The sequence below is a fragment of the Acinetobacter sp. AHP123 genome (assembly GCF_023757925.1).
In the GTDB taxonomy this organism is placed as follows: Bacteria; Pseudomonadota; Gammaproteobacteria; order Pseudomonadales; family Moraxellaceae; genus Acinetobacter; species Acinetobacter oleivorans.
On sequence record NZ_CP092454.1, the window covers coordinates 1,026,468 to 1,050,997 of the forward strand.

Here is a 24,530-nt window from a genome sequence, read left to right on the forward strand (position 1 = left end):
ACATATTTAATATTTTTCTTTTATATTCAAATAGATATTAAAGAAAAATAAATATTAAAATTAATAAAATTCAGGATGAGATATGAAAATAAAAAAGTCTGCTTTTTATATATTTACGGTGATTTTTTCACTTCATTCTCCTGCATTTGCTGAACCGAGTGTGGCCGATATTCAATATCGTGCAGAACAAGGGCAAGCTGTTGCTCAATATCATCTTGGCATGATGCTTTTAAGCGGCGAACAAGGCGTTGTTAAAAATTTTGAGCAAGCGTTTAAATGGCTAACTGCGGCTGACCAAAATGGAAGCGTGGGGGCAAAATATAGTTTAGGGATGATGTATTACACAGGCACGGGTGTAGAAAAAGATGCCAAGCGCGCTTTTGATTATTTCACCAAGGCTGCGGCCAAGGGCCATGCTAAAGCGCAATATAACTTAGGGGTGTTATACGACAGAGGTGAAGGAACTGCGCAAAATTATGTGCAAGCGTTTGAGTGGTTCAGTCGTGCTGCCAACCAAGGCTACCCACCCGCAGAATATAATTTAGCTCAACTATATAAAAAAGGTCACGGCGTTTCACAAAGCGATGAGCAAGCGCTTAAGTGGTACACCAAAGCGGCTGAACACAATGAGAGCGATGCCCAATACAACTTGGCTCAGATGTATTTAAACGGTGAAGGCACGCCGAAAAACCTACAACTGGCAAAGAAATGGTTTCAGCAAGCTGCCAATGCAGGCGATGTTGATGCTAAAGAAATGCTTAAAAGTTTAGAATAAGACAACCATCTTTATAATATTTTATTTATAAGATGATGAATCTCTATTATTAACAACATTACACTTACAATTCATTTTATTATTTATTTTTTCTAATTAAATATAAATATTAATCCTATTATTTTAAAAATAAATTTAGTTTTATTATTAAATCAAAAATATTCTAAATATTAAATTGACGTAATTAAAATCACCGATTATTATCTCGTTGCTGGCCTACATTGCCAGTCGGTTATGACAGACCGCGAATAACAAAGACGATGTGCAAAATTCTTATTTTGTGTGTCGGGAACTCGTTCGCCCCCTTTTTCTCTATGGTAGGGCGGAAGGGGGACACCTTTGTGTGTGCTGGTTCCTTTGTTTCCAGTCTGTCAACCCTCTTTCGTTCTACCACCATAAATTAATTCGCGGTAATCTGGTGGTAGGACTCCATAAATTATAAGGAGTTGACCATGACATTTTTCAAACTTATTCCCTCTCCTGCTTAATTATTTTATTTATTTAAAATTTAGGTTTCCGATTGTCTATTTTTTAAATTTATAAATTATTTTTATTTTAAAAATTTAATTATTTTATTTTCCTATTTTTATGGGAGGATTAATTATTACCTAAAAATTATTTTAATCCTTAAAACCAATTATATTTTTATTCTACTCATAGATATAAATCATTATGAGAATAATATGACAATTTATAAACCTATTTTGGCTTTAAATTTCATTCTAAGCAGCTACGGTTTTTCAGTTTGTAAAGTCCTGTTCTCCCACGGGACTTTGCCCCTACTTTTTTCAGCGTCATGCAGCGTTGTGACGAAAGTAGTCTGGGCTAAGCGTTGGCTTAGCTCTTTATCTCTGTGTTGCAATGGTGTTTTACTTTAAATCAGCGCAAAAGATTAAAGTCTGTTGTGGCACAGGGGCCTAAAGAAGAATATTTTTAAGAAATTTGAACTCTTATAGTTTAGATATTTCTATACTCAACTCTTTTTTAACGATAAAGTCATGTTTAATAAGTAGTATTTTTTACGATTAATATCATAGAGCTAATAAAAATGAGTTTTTATACAGAACTACAAGTCCGTTATACAGATTTTGACACGATTGATTTATCTACTGAAAAGCCAAAGATCCTAGAAATATTAACTATGCTAGCTGAAGGTGCAACTCATGAAGATCTTTATAATGACTTAGTGAGTGCCTTTGCTAATGGTCATGCAGACCTTCATATTGACCCTATTTATTGCGAAATAATAATAGAAAAAATTACCGCTCTATTTCCAAATGCAAATTTTGAATGTCGAGGTTTAGGAGAAGAGTATTTCTATACGTGGATCCTCTGTGTTGAAAATGGCCAAATTATTTTTAGCAGCAAGCCTTGGGAAACTGAAAATCCGTTTATATAAGAATAACCATACCCATTTTTGTACGTTTTAACCTACAAACTTTTAGGGATTTTGCGGATTGGCGACTTCCTGCTTTTTTCCTATGATGAGTTCATACAGGAACAGGATGTTCCGGAACATAAAACAACAATAATAGGTTCATACACCAGGAGCGTGAGATACGACAGGAGTCATATCTAGCAACCAAATACGAAAAAGCCCAACAGGATGTCGGGCTTTTTTTATTGCTGTTTAAAATATATTTAGGCTAAACCTATAGAGGACTATGTGCCTGTTCTTGCTTTTTATCGCGTATCCAACGTACTGCTAAAATAACCGCAATCAGCACCACTACTGCAACAAGTGCAGACACTCACATAGCAAAAACCGAGAGTAAGATCGCTCCTATTCACTCACGTGTCGCAACGACAAAATTACCCAAGCCAGCTGTTACCATTTTTGTTATCCATTTGTTTTAGAAATGGTGAACAGAGTATAGGGAAGCTTTTGAGTTTATAGAGTCTATTTTGTGATAACAGGAGTCAGCAAAAATACACATATACTTACCAATCGATTAATTTTCATAAAAAACTAGAGATCTCAATTTTATATAATTGATTCTATCCTCTTAAATTTAAATTAATTTTCCCTAAATCCAACTCAGGATTGATTATATTTAGAATTTTTTCAATACAATATATCAACTCTTCTGAATCAAATTCAGCTATAAACATAGCTTTAAGAAAATAATAATATTCTTTATCCTCCTGATCAAATTTATATAAATAATCATATCCATTTTTATCCCGATATTCTAAGCCAAAATATCCTATTTCTTTTTGACTAAGTCTATAAGGTGAACTAAACACTAATCCTGAAAAATGATCCCATGATAAATCTCCATGCTTGTGAATATCTGAAATATCAATTTTACAAGAATAAATTTCTTTAGCTTTTATATTATTAATTAACAGTTCAGCAACTTCATAAGCTCGCATCACATCTTTTTTTTCAGGAATATTGAACTCATGTTCAATTCTATTTCTTAAATTTCTTACTTCAGTTATAAGTAAATTTGGAGATAAGCCTAAAGCACAAAACAAACGCAATGAGATAGGACTAATATTTCTATTATCTTCTTCTAAAACATCTTCACAAAAACTTAACGCAGCTTTTGGAATTTTTTTTAAGTTTATATTAAAATTTTTTAATGTATTCTCGACCAAGCAATCAATAGCTCTCTTAGAATTTGATAGAGCATTGATTAATCCTCTTTCATCTTTCTGTTTTAAATCTAGCTTTGCAAAAGAAAGATAAGCATTAGGATTAAGGTCAAAAAAGCTTATAAAATTTGTATTATCAACATAACCTATTGATAAATTTGTGTAGTCTAAATTAGCTTTATCAAATAACTCCTTAATCGAGTTTAAAGTAATTACTTCTTTATCAATCACAATTTATGCCTTTCAAAAAAACCACATAAATGTAGGGTCTTTTTTAAGCAATTTCAAATACTTTAAATTAAGCCATTAATTACTCTTTCTCTTGTTGGCTTTCCAAGAAGAGAAAGAGTAAAACACCACAGTATACCTCCGACTTTATATCCAGAAATTTCTTTTTCTGCATCTAAACGGCAAGTCAGAGACACTTCTACAATTTAATTTTGTACGTTTTATCCTACAAACTTTTAGGGATTTTGCGGATTGGCGACATCCTTCTTTTTTCTTAATATGAACTCATACAGGAACAGGATGTTCCGGAACACAAAACAACAATAATAGGTTCAAGCACCAGGAGCGTGAGATACGACAGGAGTCATATCTAGTATCCAAATACGAAAAAGCCCAACAGGATGTTGGGCTTTTTTTATTGCTATTTAAAATATGTTTAGGCTAAACCTATAGAGGACTATGCGCCTGTTCTTGCTTTTTATGACGGATCCAACGTACCGCTAAAATAATCGCTATCAGCACCACTACCGCAACAAGCGCAGGCACTAACATGGCTGAAACTGAAAGTAAGATTGCTCCAATCCACTCCCCTGTAGCGACAACAAAATTTCCTAAGCCACCCGTAGTTGCAGTTGAAACACCACGTGCAGCAACGGTACTCATTTGCACCACACCAGCCGTACCACCGCCCACAATAATCGCTGCCGCCCAACCTGCGAACTGTGACATTTCACCACTACTCACAGCCATGGTCGTTAACGTACCCGCAATCATGGCCGCAGGAGTCGCGACTGTGTCTAAAGCGTTGTCGACCCACGGAATATAATAAGCAGCAACTTCACAGACGGTTGCCACAGCTAAAGCCAAACAAACCGATGGCATGGCTAACCACTCAAAACCCTTTGATGGCTCAAACCATCCCATCATTGTTGCAATGCTCATGACCAATAGCGGCACAAACACGCGAAAACCGCAGGCAGCGCTCAAACCCACGCCAATACATAAACCCAATATAGTTTCCATAACGGTTTCCTTTTCATGCCCATCACGGGTCTTGTTATGTAAGTCTTATTTTTAAATTAGCAAAAAGCCCCATCGGGTGACAGGGCTTTTTGTTAAATGCGAACGCAAATATTATTTTATTCTTAACGTTTAAACTCAGTGCAATAGCATTTAGTGCATGGTGGTAAACGATCTGTATTAATTTCTAAAAACACTCTCTGGCCACATTGAGCGCAGAAATAGAAGCCTGTTCCGGGTTTTTCGCCAGCTGTTACCATGATTGCATTCCTATAATCGTATAGATATTAAACAGGAATATAACCCAGTTAGAGTGATTGTCAATTGTCCATTTCGCCCAATGATGATGGCATAAATGCAAAAAATGTTATTTGTACGATTTATCTTACAACCTTTTAGGGATTTTGCGGATTGGCGACTTCCCGCTTTTTTCCTATGATGAGTTCATACAGGAACAGGATGTTCCGGAACACAAAACAACAATAATAGGTTCATGCATCAGGACGTGAGATACGACAGGAGTCATATCTAGCAACCAAATACGAAAAAGCCCGACAGGATGTCGGGCTTTTTTTATGTTTTTATTTTATACAGCACCTGTATCCCAGTTATAGAAAACGTCGTATTCATCTGTATATTTACTTATCGTGTTTTGTATTACTCTACTAATTTCTTCATTAATATTTTCATTACTTCGAGTAAATATAAGAGTTCTTTCTATCACAAGTTCGCCATTATCAATTCTAAATTTATTTTCTGATAACTCGTTAGGTTCTCCAATAAGAGTTAGGATTGCACCTATAACATGACTACCTAACCTGCAAAATATAGCTGAAGTTGATGTGGTTTTCTCAAATTCAAATATGTGTTTTCTTTCTACCTCTAAATCGACCCGAAAATCACACTTATTAGTTTTAGTAATTATAGTATGAAATTGTTCAATTTCATTTTTATAATTATATAATTCCTGTAGAGAAATACATATTTCATCATAAATTTTTGCTTGAAAACATATTTCTAATATTTTATTCAATAAAGCATCAAATATAGTTAACTCTCTTTTAATGAATTTAGTTTTTAAATCAAATATTAAAGGCTCAAAATTTTTTATTTCTAATTCCATAAGAGTATTTTGACTATCTCTACTCATCAATTCAATTAAGCCAATAGCATCTTTTAGTTTCTTTAACTCAAATCTTCTATCTTCACCAAAGTTAAACTTATAATTAGATTGTTTTTTATATGGCTCAAAAGTCATGTCAAAGAAATCTCCAACAACTCGAAATTTTGCAAATTTCCTAAACTCATTAAAACTAAAAGGTGAGTTATAAAAATCTATATCAAAAACTAAGCCACTAGAGAGACTATCTTCTTTAAATCTAATTTTTCCTTTTTTGGGTGGTTGCATACCCAAACTTAATTTTGCGTTAGGTATTTCAAAATTAGACTTTTTAGAAGGAATACCAAATCTCTTTTCGATATTAATTAAATTTTGAACTTCTACATCCTTTTCCAATCCTAAAGAAGCATCAATAATTTTCCGAATACCATCTTCACCTTCAAGAGAGAATTGAACTGTTCCGTACCCATCTTCAAAACCACACTCTTGTAAATATTTATTTTTACTAGCTATATAATCAGCATAGTTTTCACCGATATATTTCAACAAATTTTGTTTTAGATTTTTACCATCTAATTTTTCAATTCTATGCTGTTCACTATAAGTAAGAGTAATTGTCTTTTTATTTAAATCCTTATTTTTTTCACTTTGTTCTATTTGATGAACTCTTTTAAGAATTTTATAAACCAACTCATTATCTATATGTAAAACAAATGCATTTTTTGCTTCATTCTTCCCATCAAATTCTAGAAAAACGTAAAATGCTGGCATTTGCACAGTTGCCATCCGTCTAAGATTTGATACTGTTATAGCGAGTTTTCTATCCCTTTTATCCGTTGCTTTAACCTGAACTTTACATTCAAAAGCTGATTTATGTAATTCATGAGTAGTTATATTTGAAGATATTGGGAATTCTACATAGTAGTCCCATCCTGTTTTATCAATTGCTGAACCATTAGCAATTAATCCAACTTGAGCACACCACATTGCAAAAGTGCTTTCACCTAATTGTCCTAAATCTCGCATATACTCTCAAATACAATCCATCAAAACCCCTCTCATAAAGATAGAACTCTTTTGAATAGTTTTCAATCAGTTATAGACTAAATATCAAGCCACTTAAACTTCTAAAAAATCTTCCACAATTCCATTTTTGTACGCTTTAACCTACAAACTTTTAGGGATTTAGCGGATTGGCGAATTCCCGCTTTTTTCCTATGATGAGTTCATACAGGAACAGGATGTTCCGGAACACAAAACAACAATAATAGGTTCATGCACTAGGAGCGTGAGATACGACAGGAGTCATATCTAGCAACCAAATACGAAAAAGCCCGACAGGATGTCGGGCTTTTTTTATATTCTTATTTTTCTGCTAAATAACTTCTTACACGTGCATCATTGAGTAAAGTCATTACCCCTTCTGCAATACATCCATTTAAATCTTGTACTAACACACCACTCGTATGAGCAACTGTAAATGGAATAGTTTGTCCATTTCCTAAAGTCGCTTCGAATTTAATTTTACTGCGCCAGAAAAGCAGATTGGTGTAGGTACTACGTAACGAATTTACTTTAATCGCAATCGATTTCGTTCCACTACCATCAACAGGTTGACCGTTTTTCAATAGTTCCTTTTGAGTCTGTTGTACCATCGTTTCTGTAATAGCCTTGATGCTAGAGTCCAGTTTTGTGCCCATATAAGAATATACAATCACTCGTTCATCTGAAGTTTGAGCATTGGTCACATCAGCCTTGCCAATGACCTTCACAGGTTGAATTAAACCTGCACGCAGAGGGTACTCTGTACTTACATAAGGCATCGTCCCACAAGCAGTTAATATAAGAGAGCAAATTGAAATAATGAATAAGTTACGCATTGATATTTTCCAAGAAATCTATTGTGATTTATATTTAAGTCTAAGCGCCGCGTATCTTAATGTAAGTTAAAGAGAATTTGATGACAAAAATAAAATAATTTTAAAAAAATATAATATATGCAGTCATTTTTTATAATTAATTAACTATGTGTAAATAAATAAAAAACCCCACTCTAAAGTAGGGTCTTTATTAAATCAAATCAACAGCTTTCAACTAAAGTATCAAGCCACTTGGCCTTCTAAAAAGTCTTGTGCAAAACGCTGTAATACACCGCCCGCTTCATATACAGAAACTTCTTCTTCTGTATCTAAACGGCAAGTCACAGGCACTTCAAGAATCTCTTCTTTACCATCCGCTGTGGCACGTTCAATCACTAAGGTTAAAGTCGAACGCGGTGCAATATTACCAATCACGCTATAAAGCTCTGTACCATCTAGCTTCAAAGTTTTGCGGTTTACACCCGGTTTAAACTCAAGCGGTAATACGCCCATACCCACCAAATTAGTACGGTGAATACGCTCAAAACCTTCTGCCACAATCGCTTCAACACCTGCAAGGCGTACACCTTTCGCAGCCCAATCACGGCTTGAACCCTGACCGTAGTCAGCACCCGCAACAATAATTAACGGCTGTTTACGGTTCATGTAGGTTTCAATTGCTTCCCACATACGCATTACTTCGCCTTCTGGCTCTACACGCGCTTTTGAACCTTGCTTAATGGTGCCGTCTGAGCGAACCACCATTTCGTTATAGAGTTTCGGGTTGGCAAATGTTGCACGTTGTGCAGTCAAATGGTCACCACGGTGCGTTGCATATGAGTTGAAGTCTTCTTCTGGTACGCCCATTTTGTGAAGATATTCACCCGCAGCCGAGTCCATCAAAATCGCGTTTGAAGGCGACAAGTGGTCGGTGGTGATGTTGTCACCCAAAATCGCAAGTGGACGCATGTTCGCCAAAGTACGTGGTGCAGCCAACGCCCCTTCCCAATATGGTGGACGACGGATGTAAGTACTTTGTGGACGCCAGTCATAAAGCGGACTTTCAGCTTCTTCCGTTACACCTAGGTCAAACATTGGAATGTAGACTTTACGGAACTGTTCAGGTTTCACAGCTTCTTTAACTAAGGCATCAATTTCAGCGTCAGATGGCCAGATGTCTTTGAGGTAAATCGGGTTACCTTCTTTGTCATGACCTAACGCATCTTTTTCGATGTCAAAACGAATCGTACCTGCAATTGCATAAGCTACGACAAGCGGTGGAGATGCCAAGAATGCTTGTTTTGCATATGGATGGATACGACCATCGAAGTTACGGTTACCAGACAGTACTGCTGTTGCGTACAAGTCACGGTCAATAATTTCTTGCTGAATGACTGGATCTAACGCACCCGACATACCGTTACACGTCGTACAAGCATAAGCCACAATACCAAAACCAAGTTGTTCTAAGTCTTTTAGAACACCTGCTTCTTCAAGATAAAGTGCAGCCGCTTTTGAACCCGGTGCAAATGATGATTTCACCCAAGGTTTACGAACCAAACCTAGCTCATTTGCCTTACGTGCCAACAAGCCTGCCGCCACAGTGTTACGTGGGTTAGAAGTATTGGTACATGAAGTAATTGCAGCAATAATAATTGCGCCATCTGGCATTAAGCCGTCAGAACGGTTTTCAACAACACCCGCAATACCTTTTTCTTTTAAGTCCGCAGTTGAAACACGTGCATGTGGGTTTGATGGACCAGCAATGTTACGTGTTACTTTTGATAGGTCAAAACGAAGTACACGTGGGTACTCTGCTTTGGTCATGTCAGATGCCCAAAGGCCGATTTCTTTTGCGTACTGTTCAACCAATGCCACTTGAGCATCTTCACGACCTGTGAGGTGTAAGTAGTCGATTGTGTTTTGGTCGATGTAGAACATCGCAGCAGTAGCGCCATACTCTGGTGTCATGTTCGAAATGGTTGCACGGTCGCCTACAGACATGCTGTCAGCACCTTCACCAAAGAACTCAAGGTAAGCACCCACTACGCGCTCTTTACGCAAGAACTCGGTTAAAGCAAGTACGATATCCGTTGCAGTAATGCCTGCCTGACGCTGACCTACAAACTCAACACCAATAATGTCTGGTAGACGCATCCAAGATGCACGGCCTAACATTACGTTTTCAGCTTCTAAACCACCGACACCCACAGAAATTACGCCCAAAGCGTCTGTATGTGGTGTGTGTGAGTCTGTACCGACACATGTGTCTGGGAATGCCACGCCATCACGCGCCTGAATAACTGGAGACATTTTTTCTAGGTTAATCTGGTGCATGATGCCGTTCCCCGCAGGGATCACATCGACATTTTTAAATGCTGTTTTAGTCCACTCAATAAAGTGGAAACGGTCTTCATTACGACGGTCTTCAACAGCACGGTTTTTCGCAAAAGCGTCTGGGTCAGCACCGCCATATTCCACCGCTAAAGAGTGGTCAACAATAAGCTGTGTTGGCACAACTGGGTTAACTTTAGATGGGTCACCACCTTTGTCTGCAATCGCATCACGTAAACCTGCAAGGTCAACCAATGCAGTTTGCCCCAAGATGTCATGACACACCACGCGCGCTGGGTACCAAGGAAAGTCCAAGTCCTGACGGCGCTCAATTAACTGCGTTAAATAAGCAGTTAAGTTCTCGGCATCGGCACGGCGTACCAATTGCTCTGCAAGTACTTTAGAGGTGTAAGGCAGTTTTTCGTATGCGCCTGGCTGAATATCTTCAACGGCTTGACGCACGTCGTAATATTCAAGCTGGGTACCTGCCAGCGGTTTACGGTATTTTGTGTTCATTAACCACGCTCCGCCAATGGTTTGAATTTGAGGTTTTCAGGGCCTGTGTAGTTCGCGCTTGGACGAATGATTTTGCCGTCTTGGCGTTGTTCAATCACGTGCGCTGACCAGCCTGCTGTACGTGCAATTACGAACAATGGTGTGAACATCGCAGTTGGAACACCGATTAAGTGATAGCTCACTGCACTGAACCAGTCGAGGTTCGGGAACATGTTTTTCACTTCTTTCATCACTGCTTCTAAACGCTCAGCAATGAGGTACATTTTGGTGTTCTCTTGTGCTTGTGCTAAGTCATGCGCCACTTTCTTGATCACTTCATTACGTGGGTCAGAAACTGTATATACAGGGTGACCAAAGCCAATTACGACTTCTTTATTTTCAACACGCTTACGAATGTCAGCTTCTGCTTCGTCTGCGTTGTCGTAACGTTGTTGAATCACGAATGCAACTTCGTTCGCACCACCGTGCTTAGGTCCGCGAAGCGCACCAATACCACCAGTAATTGCTGAGTACATGTCAGAACCTGTACCTGCAACCACACGTGAGGTAAATGTAGATGCGTTGAACTCGTGCTCAGCATACAAAATAAGAGATGTATGCATTGCTTGAATCCATTCTTCAGATGGTTTTTCGCCATGAAGTAAATGTAAGAAATGCGCTGCAATTGAGTCGTCATCTGTTTCAGTTTCAATACGACGACCGTTGTTGCTGAAGTGGTACCAATAAAGCAGCATTGAGCCTAAGCTTGCCATTAATTTATCAGCAATGTCTTTTGCGCCAGCTTCGTTATGGTCTTCGTGTTCTGGCGTTAAACAACCTAGCACTGATACACCTGTACGCATCACATCCATTGGGTGTGCAGACGGTGGTAATTGCTCAAGTGCAGTTTTAAGTGCTGCCGGTAAGCCACGAAGTGCTTTTAATTTTGCCTTATACGCCTTGAGTTCAGCTTTGTTTGGTAATTTGCCATGTACGAGCAAGTGAGCAACTTCTTCAAACTGGCTACCCGCTGCAAGGTCAAGAATGTCATAGCCACGATAGTGTAAGTCGTTACCGCTACGTCCTACGGTACATAGTGCTGTGTTGCCTGCAACTTGTCCGCTAAGTGCAACTGATTTTTTTGGTTTGAAGCCTGTTGTTGTTTCATTTGAGCTCATAAGATTGTCCTTTCCTATCTATTTAAATTATTTGGGAAACACGGCATATGTACCGTGTTTTACTTCTTATTTCTTTTTAGCAAATGCGTTGTCTAAGTAGTCTTCAAACGCATAGTAGTTAATGCGTTCATATAACTCTTTACGCGTTTGCATAATATCAACTACGTTCTTTTGAGTACCTTCTTTACGCAAGGTTTCATACACAGTTTCGGCTGCTTTGTTCATGGCACGGAAAGCAGAAAGCGGATAAAGCGCAAGGCTTACATCAGCAGATGCTAACTCTTCAGTAGTAAATAGTGGTGTAGAACCGAACTCGGTAATATTTGCCAAAATTGGTGCACCAGTTGTCTGAGCAAATTGCTTGTACATATCAAGCTCGGTAATTGCTTCAGGGAACAACATGTCTGCACCCGCTTCAATGTAGGCACCTGCACGGTCAATTGCAGCTTGTAAGCCATCTACAGCCAATGCATCGGTACGCGCCATAATTACGAAGCTGTCATCACCACGCGCATCAACCGCAGCTTTAATACGGTCAACCATTTCTTCTTGAGTCACAATGGCTTTGTTCGGACGGTGACCACAACGTTTTGCGCCAACTTGGTCTTCAATGTGCATTGCCGCAGCACCAAACTTGATCAGTGCTTTTGTAGTACGGGCAATGTTAAATGCAGAAGCACCAAAACCTGTGTCGGCATCGACCAATAATGGAAGATCACATACATCAGTAATACGGCGTACGTCTGTCAACACATCATCAAGGTTACTAATTCCCAAATCAGGTAAGCCTAAAGAACCAGCGGCTACACCACCACCTGATAAGTAAATCGCTTTATAACCTGCACGTTTTGCCAAAAGTGCATGATTGGCGTTGATGGTTCCAACCACTTGTAATGGCTTTTCTTGGGCTACTGCATCGCGAAATAGCTGACCTGCGGATTGTTTAGCCATTGTTATGTTCTCCTTGTGCTTGTAGCAGTGTTTGCTCAATAATTTTGTAAGAAGCATTGATATGTCGATGCATGAGCAGCTCGGCAAGTTCACCATCGCCTTCTGCAATTGCATCTAAAATACGGATGTGTTCGTCCCAAGCTTTGCTCGGTCGATCGGGTGTGTTTGAAAATTGAATTCGGTACATACGGATGAGGTGATAAAGCTCATCGCATAGCATTTTTTCTAGGGTTTTATTGCCACTACTTTTGATAATGCAGTAGTGAAAATCGTCCTGCCCTTCTTGCAAGTAATATCCTTTACCTGCTTTAAAGTTTTCATCTTCAGCGTGCATACGCAATACATCACGTAGCGCCAAGATTTGCTTTTTATCAATATGCTGTGCAGCAAGATTACAGGCCAAACCTTCTAAAGACGCACGAATCTGGTAAAGCTCTTTAAACTGTTGCAGTGAGAGCGAAACCACGCGCGCGCCCACATGAGCAGTACGCTCAACCAAACGTTGCCCTTCAAGGCGATGAATTGCTTCACGCAAAGGCCCACGACTAATGCCATAAGTACGCGCCAGTTCAGGTTCAGAAATTTTGCTACCTGCCGGAATTTGACCTAAAACAATCGCCGTCTGTATTTGTTTAAATACATTCTCGGTCAGTGTTCTTCCCTGACTTTGTAATGGCTCTGGTGCGTAGGTCAAATCTTGCATATTGTCGACAATTTTTAATCAATTATGAGTTTTATAGCGGTATGAATGAAAAAAATCAAGGTGATTGTTGACACTTTACAGAACGCATCAGGTCAATTTTTATCGTTAGACCTGTTCTCTCACCTTATATTTACAGCATTACACCACTTACCAATTAGTACTTATAAAACAGATATTTAATATTATTTTACCTATAGATTTATGGCACTTTTTTAGCTGCTTTTCGACCGCTAATCTTTTGTTTCAAACTTTAGTCTACAACCAATGTATTACAGCAAGATTGTAGACAATCTGCTTGAATGAAAGCATGAGTTATAAATTAGTATCTATTTACCGTAATTTCTTTTAAATCTTTTTATCATTTTCAGCCAGAAAATATCGATATTAGTGAAATTATCTGATGCTTCACGGTAGCTTTATTGATACATTATTGAACATCGACATAGTTGTGGCGTATTTTTCGAGACAGAAAAAACCCAGCACTATGCATATTGTTGAATGAAAGGACTTTTTTGATGTTTCAACATATCCCCCCATACGCAGGCGACCCAATTCTCTCTTTAATGGAACAGTTCAATGCTGATACTCGTTCTGGAAAAGTGAACTTGAGTATTGGTCTTTATTATAACGAAGACAGTATTGTTCCTCAGTTAGAGACCATTATTGAAGCGCAAAAGCGTATCGAGCCTAAAAACGGTAAAACCAAACTTTATTTGCCAATGGAAGGCTTCAAACCTTACCGTGAAGCAATTCAAGCACTTTTATTTGGTGCAAACAGCCCAGCAGTTAAAGCTGGCCGTGCTGTAACCATCCAAACGCTTGGTGGTTCAGGTGCATTGAAAGTTGGTGCGGATTTCTTAAAAACTTATTTCCCAAATTCTGACGTTTGGGTAAGCCAACCAACTTGGGACAACCACGTTGCGATTTTCAATGGCGCTGGCATCAAAACTCATTTCTACCCATATTTCGATAACGAAACACGTGGTGTAGATTTTGACGGTATGCTTTCTACACTTAAAACTTTGCCTGAGCAAAGCATTGTGTTGTTGCACCCATGCTGCCATAACCCAACGGGTGCTGACTTAAACCCAGCGCAATGGGACCAAGTGATTGCAGTATTAAAAGACCGTAACCTTATTCCATTCCTAGACATCGCCTACCAAGGTTTTGGTGACGGTATGGAAGAAGATGCGTATGCAATCCGTGCTTTAGACCAAGCGGGTCTAAACTTCATTGTGAGCAACTCGTTCTCTAAAATCTTCTCTTTATATGGCGAGCGTGTTGGCGGCTTAACTTTCGTATGTGACGATGCAGAAGCTGCTCAGTGCACATTCGGTCAGTTAAAAGCGACTGTACGCCGTATTTACTCTAGCCCTCCTACTACAGGTGCTTGGTTAGTTGATGAAGTGTTAAATGACGCTAAACTTAACCAACAATGGCAAGGCGAAGTAAAAGAGATGCGCGAGCGTATTATTAAAATGCGTAGTATCTTGAAAGACGAACTTACTAAAGCATTACCAGACCGTGACTTTAGCTACCTTGTAAACCAAAAAGGTATGTTCAGTTACACAGGTTTAACTGCTGAGCAAGTTGATATCTTGCGTGAAGAATATGCAATCTACTTAGTACGTAGTGGCCGTATTTGTGTAGCAGGTTTAAACATGAACAATGTTTACACTGTTGCTAAAGCAGTTGCAGAAGTGCTTGCTAAATCAACAGAAGCGGCATAATACATCTATTAAAAAAGGCGCTTCGGCGCCTTTTTTAATGTCTCGATATTACGATTTAGTCTTGCCCCAATACTTCAGTTTTGAGGTATGCCCAATCCCCACATTAAAGCTATTGGTTGGGTCAAGTTTTTGGTAGAAATTGGCTAAGGCAGGCTTGGCAATATAGAGATGCCCGACATTATGCTCTGCCGGATATTCAGCACGGCGTGCATCGAGTAACTTCCACATTTGATGTTCCATTTCTAATGGGTCATGGCCCTTTTTAAGAATATAGTCCTGATGGAACACATGACAAAAGAAATGCCCATAATAGAGTTTATGGATGATTTTATTTTCCATCTCGGCCGGCAGTTGCTCTACCCATTCGCGGTCATTACGACGTAACGCAATATCAAGCGCCACAATATCTTCAACTTCACTACGGTGCGTATCACGATAACGAATTGCAGCTCCTGCAATCGCAAAACGGTGTAAGAACGCTTTTCGGCCTTCCCCTTCGCTACATACGAAATAGTGACCTGACTGATGCACTGCAAAATATTCTTTTAAAAACTGCTCGGTCTGAGCTTTTGAATTATTTTCGACACGTAGCACTAAATGGTGCTCATAACGATCTCGATATTCGGTCATACGCTTCGGTAAATGACTCGGTAAAAAGAACGTAATCGCCTGTAAAATATGATCCGTTAAACCTTTAATTTTAAATTTTTCTAAAAAGCCATCAACTTTATCTTTCATCGCAAAAGCTTTTGGAACATTGGCTGTGCCGAACTTTTCAATAAACAAGAACGTGTCTTTTCCGTACTTTTCACCAATTAAATAAGCATCTCGGTGAATATATTCACCTGCTATCGGCAAGCTTGGTAGTGAGGTTAGTAAATAACGACGAATGGCTGTTAAGTCATCGGCATCATTCGTACCAATATAAAAGACATTACTTTCTACTTTCTCATAGGTATCAAGGCGCACGGCAAATACACAAACTTTACCAGCCGATCCTGATGCTTCAAACAATCGTGACGGATCTGCATTAAAACGTGCAGGCGTATCTTCATCGACTTGGGTTACATCGTGTGCATAGCGATGGTCCGACGCCTGCTTTTCATTGTCATCTAAAATATCTACGGCTTGATATTTCTGCTTCTCTAATCGAGTCAAAATTTCTTCAGGAGTCGAACCTAAATTCACCCCTAAATGATTCACTAGTTCTAATTGACCAGCAGCATTCACCTGAGCATATAACGCCAGTTCAGTATACGCAGGACCACGGCGTACCAAGGCACCGCCCGAGTTATTACACACACCGCCAAGTACCGAAGCCCCAATACACGATGAACCAATTACTGAATGCGGTTCACGGTCATAGCCTTTTAAAATTTGTTCTAAATTATCTAAGGTCGCACCCGGTAAACAAATCACTTGCTTACCATCATGAATAACTTGAATGCCCTTTAATCGGCGCGTACTCATCACTAATACAGGACGATCATAATCATCACCATATGGGGTTGAACCACCAGTAAGTCCTGTATTGGCCGCCTGCATAATCACAATACAGTCCGCCTCAATTGCAGCCTGTAACACTTGCCATTGCTCTAGCAAGGTTCCCGGCACCACCACAGCAAGCACTTTCCCCTCTCCAAAACGACGACCTTGGCGGTACTGACGCGTGCTTTGGTCATCGGTCAAAACATAAGAACGCCCTACAATATTTTGTAAGCGTTCGATCACTGCTTGAGGAGAAAATGTTTGCATGATGGTTTCCTTTTGGTCATCCATACCACATAGTTTTTTAAATCAGAAAAACTCGACGGAGTTTTCCCGTTTAGAACTAATATTTAAAGTAGCTAATTCCATTACTTTTGTTTTGGCATGAGTAGCGACTAAAGCTACGCAAGATCAAAACCATTTCACTTAGCACCAGCAGCTAATCTCTAGGTGTTAGATTTAATTAAAATTGGCTACGCGTTGGCGGCAGGGATGCCGCCTGTTGAGCAACTGTACAAGGAAGTACTGTTTGCTCAACAAAAGGTTTTTGGTTACTTTTGACCTTTCAAAAGTGACAAATGCCTATACATAAAACATTAGCAAATCACCAAATTTTGAGGCTGTGCTTACTGCTTCACTTATTATTTCTAAAGACCTTGTTTAATCGCCTGTACTAAACAATCCGCATTAATATCCGAAATCGATTTAGCACCCGTCAACGTCATCGCAACTCGCATTTCTTTATCAATCAAATCAAGCAAGTTCGACACACCTTGCCCACCTGCTGCTGCCAAAGCATAAACAAATGCACGGCCAAGTAAAACCGTATCGGCACCAAGCGCTAACATACGCACCACATCTAAACCATTACGAATGCCTGAGTCAGCCAAAATCGCCAAATCACCTTTCACCGCATCGGCAATTGCAGGCAATGCACGAGCAGAAGACATCACGCCATCTAACTGACGACCACCGTGATTCGATACCACAATACCATCTGCCCCGAACCGCACGGCATCTTTGGCATCTTCAGGGTCTAAAATACCCTTAATTACCATTGGGCCATCCCAAAATTCACGAATCCACTCAAGGTCTTTCCATGAAATCGATGGGTCAAAGTTCGAGCCTAACCAGCCAATATAGTCTTCAAGCCCAGTCGGTTTACCTAAATATTTAGAGATGTTGCCCAAGTCATGCGGACGGCCCATTAAGCCGACATTCCACGACCAATGCGGATGGAACATTGACTGCATATAGCGGCGCATCGCAGCATTTGGTCCACTCATCCCCGAATGGGCATCACGGTAACGCGCACCTGGTACAGGCATATCGACGGTAAATACCAGTGTTGAGCAGCCTGCCGCTTTTGCACGTTCTAAAGCATTACGCATAAAACCACGGTCGCGTAATACATAAAGCTGGAACCACATTGGACGGTTAATTGCAGGTGAAACTTCTTCAATCGGACACACCGAAACCGTTGAAAGTGTAAATGGAATGCCCTTTTTATCGGCTGCCATCGCGGCTTGCACTTCACCACGGCGTGCATACATGCCTGTTAAACCTACAGGTGCTAATGCAACCGGCATAGACAAGGTTTCGTTAAACAGTTTTGTCTCTAAACTTAACGCTGACATGTCATTGAGCACACGTTGACGCAAAGCAATTTCTGACAAATCTTGTACGTTACGCTTTAAGGTATATTCCGAATACGCTCCACCATCAATGTAATGAAATAAAAATGGGGGTAAGCGACGTTGTGCCGCAGCACGATAATCATTGCCAGAAGAAATAATCATTTTGAATCAACTCTATTTAAACGGTTTGCACGTTTCTGGCGAGCTTCGTCTTCATCCAGAGAACGCACATGATTAATCACAAATTCAATATGACCGCAGACAGCTTGGCGTGCGGCCTCGGGATCTTTACGATCAATAGCATCCATCACCTGAAAATGCTGCTCACTGAGCAAGTCACCATTTACGGGGTCGTTATAAACTTTTTTACGCCCTAACAAGACGTTGTATTGCAGCAAATCAAACAGACTACGCATCATTTGAATCAGCACCACATTGTGAGATGCTTCAGCAATTGCTAAATGAAATTCAGCGTCTGCGACTGCCGCCTGCGCTGAGTCACCCGCATTTTGATGGCGACTAATTTCATTAAAATAATGACGGATTTTGGCGCGATCTTCAGGCGTTGAGCGCAATGCGGCATACCATGCCGTGCCACCTTCAAGTAATAATCGCGCCTCTTGCACATCAAAACGGTAAAGCGGATCTTCTTCAATCAAGTTACTAATTGGGTTCACAATGAGTTGCTGTGGCCACTGTTCAGGTAACTGCTGAATATAAGTCCCATCGCCACGGCGGCTACTGAGTACACCTTGACTATTAAGCTGCTGAATTGCTTCACGCAAAGACGGACGAGAAACCCCTAAGCTAGTTGCAAGCTGGCGCTCAGCAGGCAAACGGTCACCTTTTTTCATGTGCCGCTCTTCAATTAATGCCTGCAATTTCATGACCACTTGATCGGAGATTCTCATCGCGTTTCCTTCACTGGAGTTATGGAATCATCCACGGAACCAGATAAGCCTGAACCGTAATAATGATGCCAACAAAGACAGTGAATATGATGCTATGTTTTACCGTGAAACGGAACAAGTCAGATTCTTTTCCAACTAAGCCTACTGCTGCACACGCAATCGCAATCGACTGCGGAGAAATCATCTTACCTGTCACACCACCGCTGGTATTCGCAGCTACCAATAATACTTCTGGAATACCAATCTGCTGAGCAGTGGTCGCCTGTAATGCCGAGAACAAAGCATTTGAAGAGGTATCTGAACCTGTAAGGAATACACCAAGCCAACCCAAAAATGGCGAGAAGAAAGTAAACGCATGACCCGTATGCGATAGAGCCAAAGCTAAAGTTGCAGATAAACCTGAATAGTTCGCAATAAAAGCAAACGCCAACACCATACCAATCGAGTAAATCGGTGTTTTCAACTCATTGAGTGTTTCACCAAAAGTCGTTACTGCCTCACTTGCTTTCATTTTCAAGAAAATAGCAGTGATGATTGCAGCAATAAAAATTGCCGTACCTGTTGCAGAGAACCAGTCAAACTTATAAATCGCTTCGTATGGTTTCATCTCTGCCACAATCGGTGGCATTTTTTCGACCAATTTATGCAAATACGGTACTTCAAGTTTAAAAATCCAGTGCTCAAGAGCACCATCTTTTGCAAATAATGCTTTAAATGGTTTAACGCTCCAGATGGTCACCATCACTGTTAAAATCGCAAATGGAGACCATGCCTTAGCAATTTTCCCAATACTGTAACGTTGAACCGTTGTAGGTTGCTGAATTAGAGTTTGGCCAGCTTCAGGTTCAAAGCGGAAAATATGTTTTGGTTTCCAAAAACGGAACAACACAGTCAAGCTGACCAATGAAGCAATTGCTGCGGTAATATCTGGTAATTCAGGGCCAATAAAGTTAGATGTAAGATATTGGGCAATCGCAAAAGCGCCACCACCAACCAATACAGCAGGCCAAGTTTCCTTAACACCACGCCAACCATCCATAATCGCCATAATCCAGAACAGTACGATCAGCGTTAAAAATGGCAACTGACGCCCCACCATCTGGCTAATTTCCATAGTGTCTACGCCTGACACCTGCCCCGCCACAATAATTGGAATACCCATCGCACCGAACGCAACTGGCGCAGTATTTACAATCAAACATAAACCAGCAGCATAAAGTGGCTTAAAGCCTAAACCTACAAGGAGTGCAGCGGTAATTGCTACAGGAGCACCAAATCCCGCCGCCCCTTCTAGGAATGTACCAAAGGCAAAACCAACCAATAGCATTTGCAGACGTTGGTCTTCAGTAATCGACAAAATGCTTGAGCGAATAACTTCAAACTGACCTGTTTTTACCGAAATCTTGTATAGAAAAACTGCCCCAATAATGATCCATGAAATTGGCCATAGACCATAGAAGAAACCGTAAATAATAGACGCAAAGGCCATTTGACCCGGCATTTGATAGAAAAAGAGAGCAATCAATAATGCAATAATGACTGTGCCCGTACCCGCGATACTGCCTTTTAAACGAAAAACTGCTAATGCCAAAAAGAAGAAAATAATCGGGATTAATGCAACCGCACTGGACAGCCAAATATTATTTAAAGGGTCATAAAGTTGTTGCCACATATTGAGCATTGTCATCTCCTTGAAATGCCGGGGCGAATTTTTGTACCTTAAATTCTTAAACATTTAACACAATTGGTATTACCAATTAAAAATTAAGTGCAAATGTTGTTCCTTAAACCACAGGAAGCATCATAAATGCAGATATTGGCAAGATCAATCATTAAATAACCACAATAATTGGTAATACCAATAGTGCTAAGTAAAATCAAGCCATTTCGAGCTTATGGTTTTATTTATTAGACTAAAGTCGTAAAAAGTATTCTTATAAATTTAAATCTGAGTTACAGAAATGAAGCGTAAAACTTGAATATAAAAACTATAAACATAACCATTTATTAAGAAATGTATAATAATGCTCAAAACTTAATTCATTTGTATTGAACTGAATAATGACTACTTTAACGTGTTTTAAAGCTTATGATATCCGAGGCAAACTCGGCACCGAATTGAATGAAGAAATTGCCTATAAAATTGGCCGTGCTTACGGGCAAATCTATAAACCAAAGACTGTAGTAGTCGGTTGTGATATTCGTCTAAGCAGTGAAGATTTAAAACAAGCGACCATCCGTGGTTTAAATGATGCAGGTGTGAATGTTCTTGATTTGGGCATGACGGGTACCGAAGAAGTTTACTTCGCTGCTTTCCACTTAGATGTACAGGGTGGTATCGAAGTTACTGCTAGCCATAATCCAATGGACTATAACGGCATGAAATTAGTTCGAGAAAATGCTCGTCCAATTAGTGCTGATACCGGTTTAAAAGAAATTCAGGCTTTAGCAGAAACCAATAACTTTGAAGAAGTTAGCCAAAAAGGTACAACTCAAACCTATAACATTTTACCTGAGTTCGTTGATCACTTAATCACCTACATTGAACCTGCAAAAATCCGCCCACTGAAGTTAGTGGTAAATGCTGGTAATGGAGCTGCGGGTCATGTGATTGATGCCATTGAAGAAAAATTTAAAGCGCTTAACGTACCAATTGAATTTATTAAAATTCACCATGAAGCAGATGGTACTTTCCCAAACGGAATTCCTAACCCAATTTTAATTGAAAACCGTGACAGTACTCGAAATGCTGTAATTGAGCATAAAGCAGATATGGGAATTGCTTGGGACGGCGACTTTGACCGCTGTTTCTTATTTGATGAAAAGGGACAGTTCATTGAAGGCTACTATATTGTTGGTCTATTGGCTCAAGCTTTCTTGATTAAACAGTCAGGCGAAAAAATTGTTCATGACCCGCGTTTAGTGTGGAACACGTTTGATATCGTAGATGAATACAAAGGTGTTGCTGTACAGTCAAAATCTGGTCATGCATTCATTAAAGACGTGATGCGTGAACACAATGCCGTATATGGCGGAGAAATGAGTGCACATCACTATTTCCGTGACTTTGCTTACTGCGACAGCGGGATGATTCCATGGTTACTCACCGTTGCCCTACTTTCTGAAACAGGGCAATCACTTTCAACACTCGTTGAAAATATGATTACCAAGTTTCCTTGTAGTGGTGAAATCAACTTTAAAGTGGCTGACACACAAATCACCATTCAAAAGATTTTCGATTTTTATGCCGAGCAAAACCCAGAAATTGACCGTACCGATGGTGTAAGTCTAGACTTTGGTGCATGGCGCTTTAATGTCCGTGCTTCAAACACAGAGCCTTTACTACGCCTCAATATTGAAAGCCGTGCAGATCGCCAAGCTCAGCCAATGCAACATTATGTAGATGAATTGACTGGGTTGATTTCTCTATAATTTCTAATCTTACCAATAACTCTATATGGACCTTATGAAATACTGGTTACCTAATTTAAAATATTGTTTTAATTAGACTATATTACATAAGGATAAAATATAAAATGAGAAAATTTCATGAACAATAGTTTTCGATACGATATAAATGGTCTTCGAGCGTATGCTATTTTATTAGTAGTTTTATATCATTTCGGTATTCCCGGCTTCTCTGGCGGGTTTATAGGTGTAGATATTTTCTTTGTTATCTCAGGCTTTTTGATGACAAAAAATATTTTAGATCAAATTGAAAATAATAACTTTTCTTTAATAAAATTCTATTTAGCCCGTGGAATAAGAATTATACCTGCCTTATTATTTTTGACATTTTTCATTTCAATAATTGGCTGGCTTTTATTAATCCCAGAGGAGTACAAGACTTATGCAAAACATGCATTATCAAGTATTAACTTTATATCAAATATAGTTTACTTAAGAGAATCTGGAAATTATTTTGCAACCGACACACACAACAATATCCTTTTACACACATGGTCTTTATCAGTAGAATGGCAATTTTATATTATACTTCCAATTCTACTTTTAATATTTTCTAAAATACCAAATGTCAAAAATAAATATGGAACAATAATAATACTTACCACAATAATTTCACTTATTTTCTCTTACATCCTATCAAACAAAAATCAAACATTTTCATTTTATATGATTTTAACTAGAGCTTGGGAGATGCTTGCCGGAGGTATTATTTACTTATATTTCTCTAAAATAAATTTATCCAAATTTAACAAATATAGTTTAGAAACTATAGGTTTTTCTTTTATTTTAATGAGCTTAATTTTATTTAACCCTACCTCATTATGGCCTAGTATAAATGCACTTATCCCTATTTTAGGCACAATGTTCATCATTATAGCCAACAATCAAAACTCATTATTCACAAAAATACGATTTTTACAATTTCTAGGAAACTCTTCATATTCTATTTATCTATGGCATTGGCCTATAGTTTTTTTTGTAAGCTATTTATCAATTCACAATGATTTAGTTACTTGTATTGCTATTATTTTATCAGTCTTACTAGGATGGTTAAGTTACTACTTCATAGAAACACCTACTCGAAAAAAACTTTCAAAACTTTCTTTAGTAAGTTCATATTTAATATTAATTATCGCAATTGTTTCTTTAAGCCTACTTTACATTTATATATATAAAAAAGATGGTTTTCCCAATAGGGCTACAGAAAAATATTTTGAAAAAACAGCACTTATTAGTTATCCATCTCCTGAAACAGGTTGGTGTTTTTATAGTGTAGATAATTTAAATTACCTACCTGTTGGGAAACAAGGTCTTCAATGCCATATTGGCTCTAATAAAAATAGTGCAAAATCTGCATTATTGTTTGGGGACTCTTATGCTGGACATAATATTCCATTTTGGGACAGTGTCGGGAAACAAGTAGATTTAAACATTAATGCAATTAGTACAAATTGGTGCTACCCTAGTCTAGGTGAAAATTTTACTGGGCCAAAAAGTTCACGTGCTTACGAGCAATGTTTAATTAATAGAAAATTCCTTAAAGAAAATATAGGAAAGTATGATGTAATTATCCTTGCAGGAAGATGGGGTGCTGTTTACGAGGATAGTAAACGTGTTGACGAATTAAAAAATTTAATAAGTACAATTAAGAATTCTAACGTCCCCTTAATTATAATGGATTCACCTTACTACTTTGGACAGAATATAGGTAATAGCTATAAGCGTTCTGTTTGGCTGAACAATAAATTTATGTTACCAGTTATCAATGAAAGTGATAAAGAAGCTAGCAGAGCTAATCATGATTTACAGATTTTTTCGAAAAAATTTGATCATACTCTTTATTTATTAAGGGAAGACTTATATAGAAAAGAGAATATAGATAATAATATTCCCTACTCATTTGATGGTGGACATATTAGTGTCTATGGCTCTTTGGCTTCAGCTAAGTTTTTCTTACACACCTCCAAATTTATGGACCTAAAAAGAATGGTTCATGAAAGCAACTAAATACTTTAATATTAAATGGATCAAA

19 protein-coding genes and 1 pseudogene are annotated in these 24,530 nt (G+C 38.8%); 6 read left to right on the top strand and 14 right to left on the bottom strand.

Annotated features, from left to right (window positions below; translation table 11 throughout):
* The first annotated feature begins 82 nt into the window (after positions 1-82).
* Positions 83-775, top strand: coding sequence for a tetratricopeptide repeat protein (locus MJX77_RS04910; RefSeq protein WP_252060670.1), 693 nt, complete (start codon positions 83-85; stop codon positions 773-775).
* Positions 776-1,823: 1,048 nt separating this feature from the next.
* Entirely contained in the window at positions 1,824-2,174 is a 351-nt protein-coding gene (locus tag MJX77_RS04915) for a hypothetical protein (RefSeq protein WP_068612699.1), read from the top strand.
* Between the two features lie 253 nt (positions 2,175-2,427).
* On the opposite strand, the pseudogene MJX77_RS04920 reads toward MJX77_RS04915, so the two are convergent.
* The 10 genes and pseudogenes from MJX77_RS04920 to MJX77_RS04965 all read right to left on the bottom strand — a co-directional run.
* Positions 2,428-2,604: pseudogene (locus MJX77_RS04920) on the bottom strand (DUF4126 domain-containing protein); the annotation flags it as partial.
* 169 nt (positions 2,605-2,773) lie between these two features.
* Positions 2,774-3,607, bottom strand: coding sequence for a hypothetical protein (locus MJX77_RS04925; protein WP_252060671.1), 834 nt, complete (start codon positions 3,605-3,607; stop codon positions 2,774-2,776).
* A 444-nt stretch (positions 3,608-4,051) separates the two neighbouring features.
* Complete coding sequence (locus MJX77_RS04930) at positions 4,052-4,627, bottom strand: DUF4126 domain-containing protein (RefSeq protein WP_252060672.1); 576 nt, start codon at positions 4,625-4,627, stop codon at positions 4,052-4,054.
* A gap of 122 nt (positions 4,628-4,749) precedes the next feature.
* Positions 4,750-4,884: a zinc ribbon-containing protein gene (locus MJX77_RS04935; RefSeq protein WP_004640417.1), complete on the bottom strand. Its 135-nt coding sequence runs from the start codon at positions 4,882-4,884 to the stop codon at positions 4,750-4,752.
* A gap of 326 nt (positions 4,885-5,210) precedes the next feature.
* Positions 5,211-6,770, bottom strand: coding sequence for a DUF4365 domain-containing protein (locus tag MJX77_RS04940; protein ID WP_252060673.1), 1,560 nt, complete (start codon positions 6,768-6,770; stop codon positions 5,211-5,213).
* Between the two features lie 338 nt (positions 6,771-7,108).
* Positions 7,109-7,624, bottom strand: coding sequence for a hypothetical protein (locus MJX77_RS04945; protein WP_252060674.1), 516 nt, complete (start codon positions 7,622-7,624; stop codon positions 7,109-7,111).
* 222 nt (positions 7,625-7,846) lie between these two features.
* Positions 7,847-10,453, bottom strand: a complete 2,607-nt coding sequence (gene acnD / locus MJX77_RS04950; protein WP_252060675.1) for a Fe/S-dependent 2-methylisocitrate dehydratase AcnD — start codon at positions 10,451-10,453, stop codon at positions 7,847-7,849.
* Positions 10,453-11,610, bottom strand: a complete 1,158-nt coding sequence (gene prpC, locus MJX77_RS04955) for a bifunctional 2-methylcitrate synthase/citrate synthase (RefSeq protein ID WP_252060676.1) — start codon at positions 11,608-11,610, stop codon at positions 10,453-10,455. Before prpC ends, acnD begins: the two co-directional genes overlap by 1 nt.
* A gap of 66 nt (positions 11,611-11,676) precedes the next feature.
* A complete protein-coding gene (prpB, locus tag MJX77_RS04960; RefSeq protein ID WP_003655707.1) occupies positions 11,677-12,561 on the bottom strand; it encodes a methylisocitrate lyase in 885 nt (294 codons plus the stop codon).
* A complete protein-coding gene (locus tag MJX77_RS04965) occupies positions 12,554-13,264 on the bottom strand; it encodes a GntR family transcriptional regulator (RefSeq protein WP_068524002.1) in 711 nt (236 codons plus the stop codon). The genes prpB and MJX77_RS04965 overlap by 8 nt, the downstream gene beginning before the upstream one ends.
* A 45-nt stretch (positions 13,265-13,309) precedes the next feature.
* Here MJX77_RS04965 and MJX77_RS04970 point away from each other — a divergent pair, with 45 nt between their 5' ends.
* Together MJX77_RS04970 and MJX77_RS04975 are read left to right on the top strand one after the other, a co-directional pair.
* Positions 13,310-13,444, top strand: a complete 135-nt coding sequence (locus MJX77_RS04970) for a hypothetical protein (protein WP_252060677.1) — start codon at positions 13,310-13,312, stop codon at positions 13,442-13,444.
* A 335-nt stretch (positions 13,445-13,779) separates the two neighbouring features.
* Complete coding sequence (locus tag MJX77_RS04975; protein WP_252060678.1) at positions 13,780-14,994, top strand: amino acid aminotransferase; 1,215 nt, start codon at positions 13,780-13,782, stop codon at positions 14,992-14,994.
* A gap of 48 nt (positions 14,995-15,042) precedes the next feature.
* Here the strand turns inward: MJX77_RS04975 and dld are convergent, their stop codons facing one another.
* From dld to lldP, 4 genes are all read right to left on the bottom strand, one after another.
* The gene (dld, locus tag MJX77_RS04980) at positions 15,043-16,749 is read right to left on the bottom strand and encodes a D-lactate dehydrogenase (RefSeq protein ID WP_252060679.1); all 1,707 of its coding nucleotides are present in this window, start codon (positions 16,747-16,749) and stop codon (positions 15,043-15,045) included.
* A gap of 380 nt (positions 16,750-17,129) precedes the next feature.
* The gene (gene lldD, locus MJX77_RS04985) at positions 17,130-18,281 is read right to left on the bottom strand and encodes an FMN-dependent L-lactate dehydrogenase LldD (protein WP_019457941.1); all 1,152 of its coding nucleotides are present in this window, start codon (positions 18,279-18,281) and stop codon (positions 17,130-17,132) included.
* Positions 18,278-19,030 (bottom strand): transcriptional regulator LldR, encoded by a 753-nt coding sequence (gene lldR, locus MJX77_RS04990; protein ID WP_005309013.1) that lies wholly within the window; start codon positions 19,028-19,030, stop codon positions 18,278-18,280. The genes lldD and lldR overlap by 4 nt, the downstream gene beginning before the upstream one ends.
* A gap of 19 nt (positions 19,031-19,049) precedes the next feature.
* On the bottom strand, positions 19,050-20,717 hold the full coding sequence (lldP, locus tag MJX77_RS04995) for an L-lactate permease (protein WP_171056861.1): 1,668 nt from the start codon (positions 20,715-20,717) through the stop codon (positions 19,050-19,052).
* Between the two features lie 374 nt (positions 20,718-21,091).
* Here lldP and MJX77_RS05000 point away from each other — a divergent pair, with 374 nt between their 5' ends.
* Both MJX77_RS05000 and MJX77_RS05005 read left to right on the top strand, forming a co-directional pair.
* Positions 21,092-22,462, top strand: a complete 1,371-nt coding sequence (locus tag MJX77_RS05000) for a phosphohexomutase domain-containing protein (protein WP_252060680.1) — start codon at positions 21,092-21,094, stop codon at positions 22,460-22,462.
* A gap of 117 nt (positions 22,463-22,579) precedes the next feature.
* A complete protein-coding gene (locus MJX77_RS05005; RefSeq protein WP_252060681.1) occupies positions 22,580-24,505 on the top strand; it encodes an acyltransferase family protein in 1,926 nt (641 codons plus the stop codon).
* The last annotated feature ends 25 nt before the right edge of the window (positions 24,506-24,530 follow it).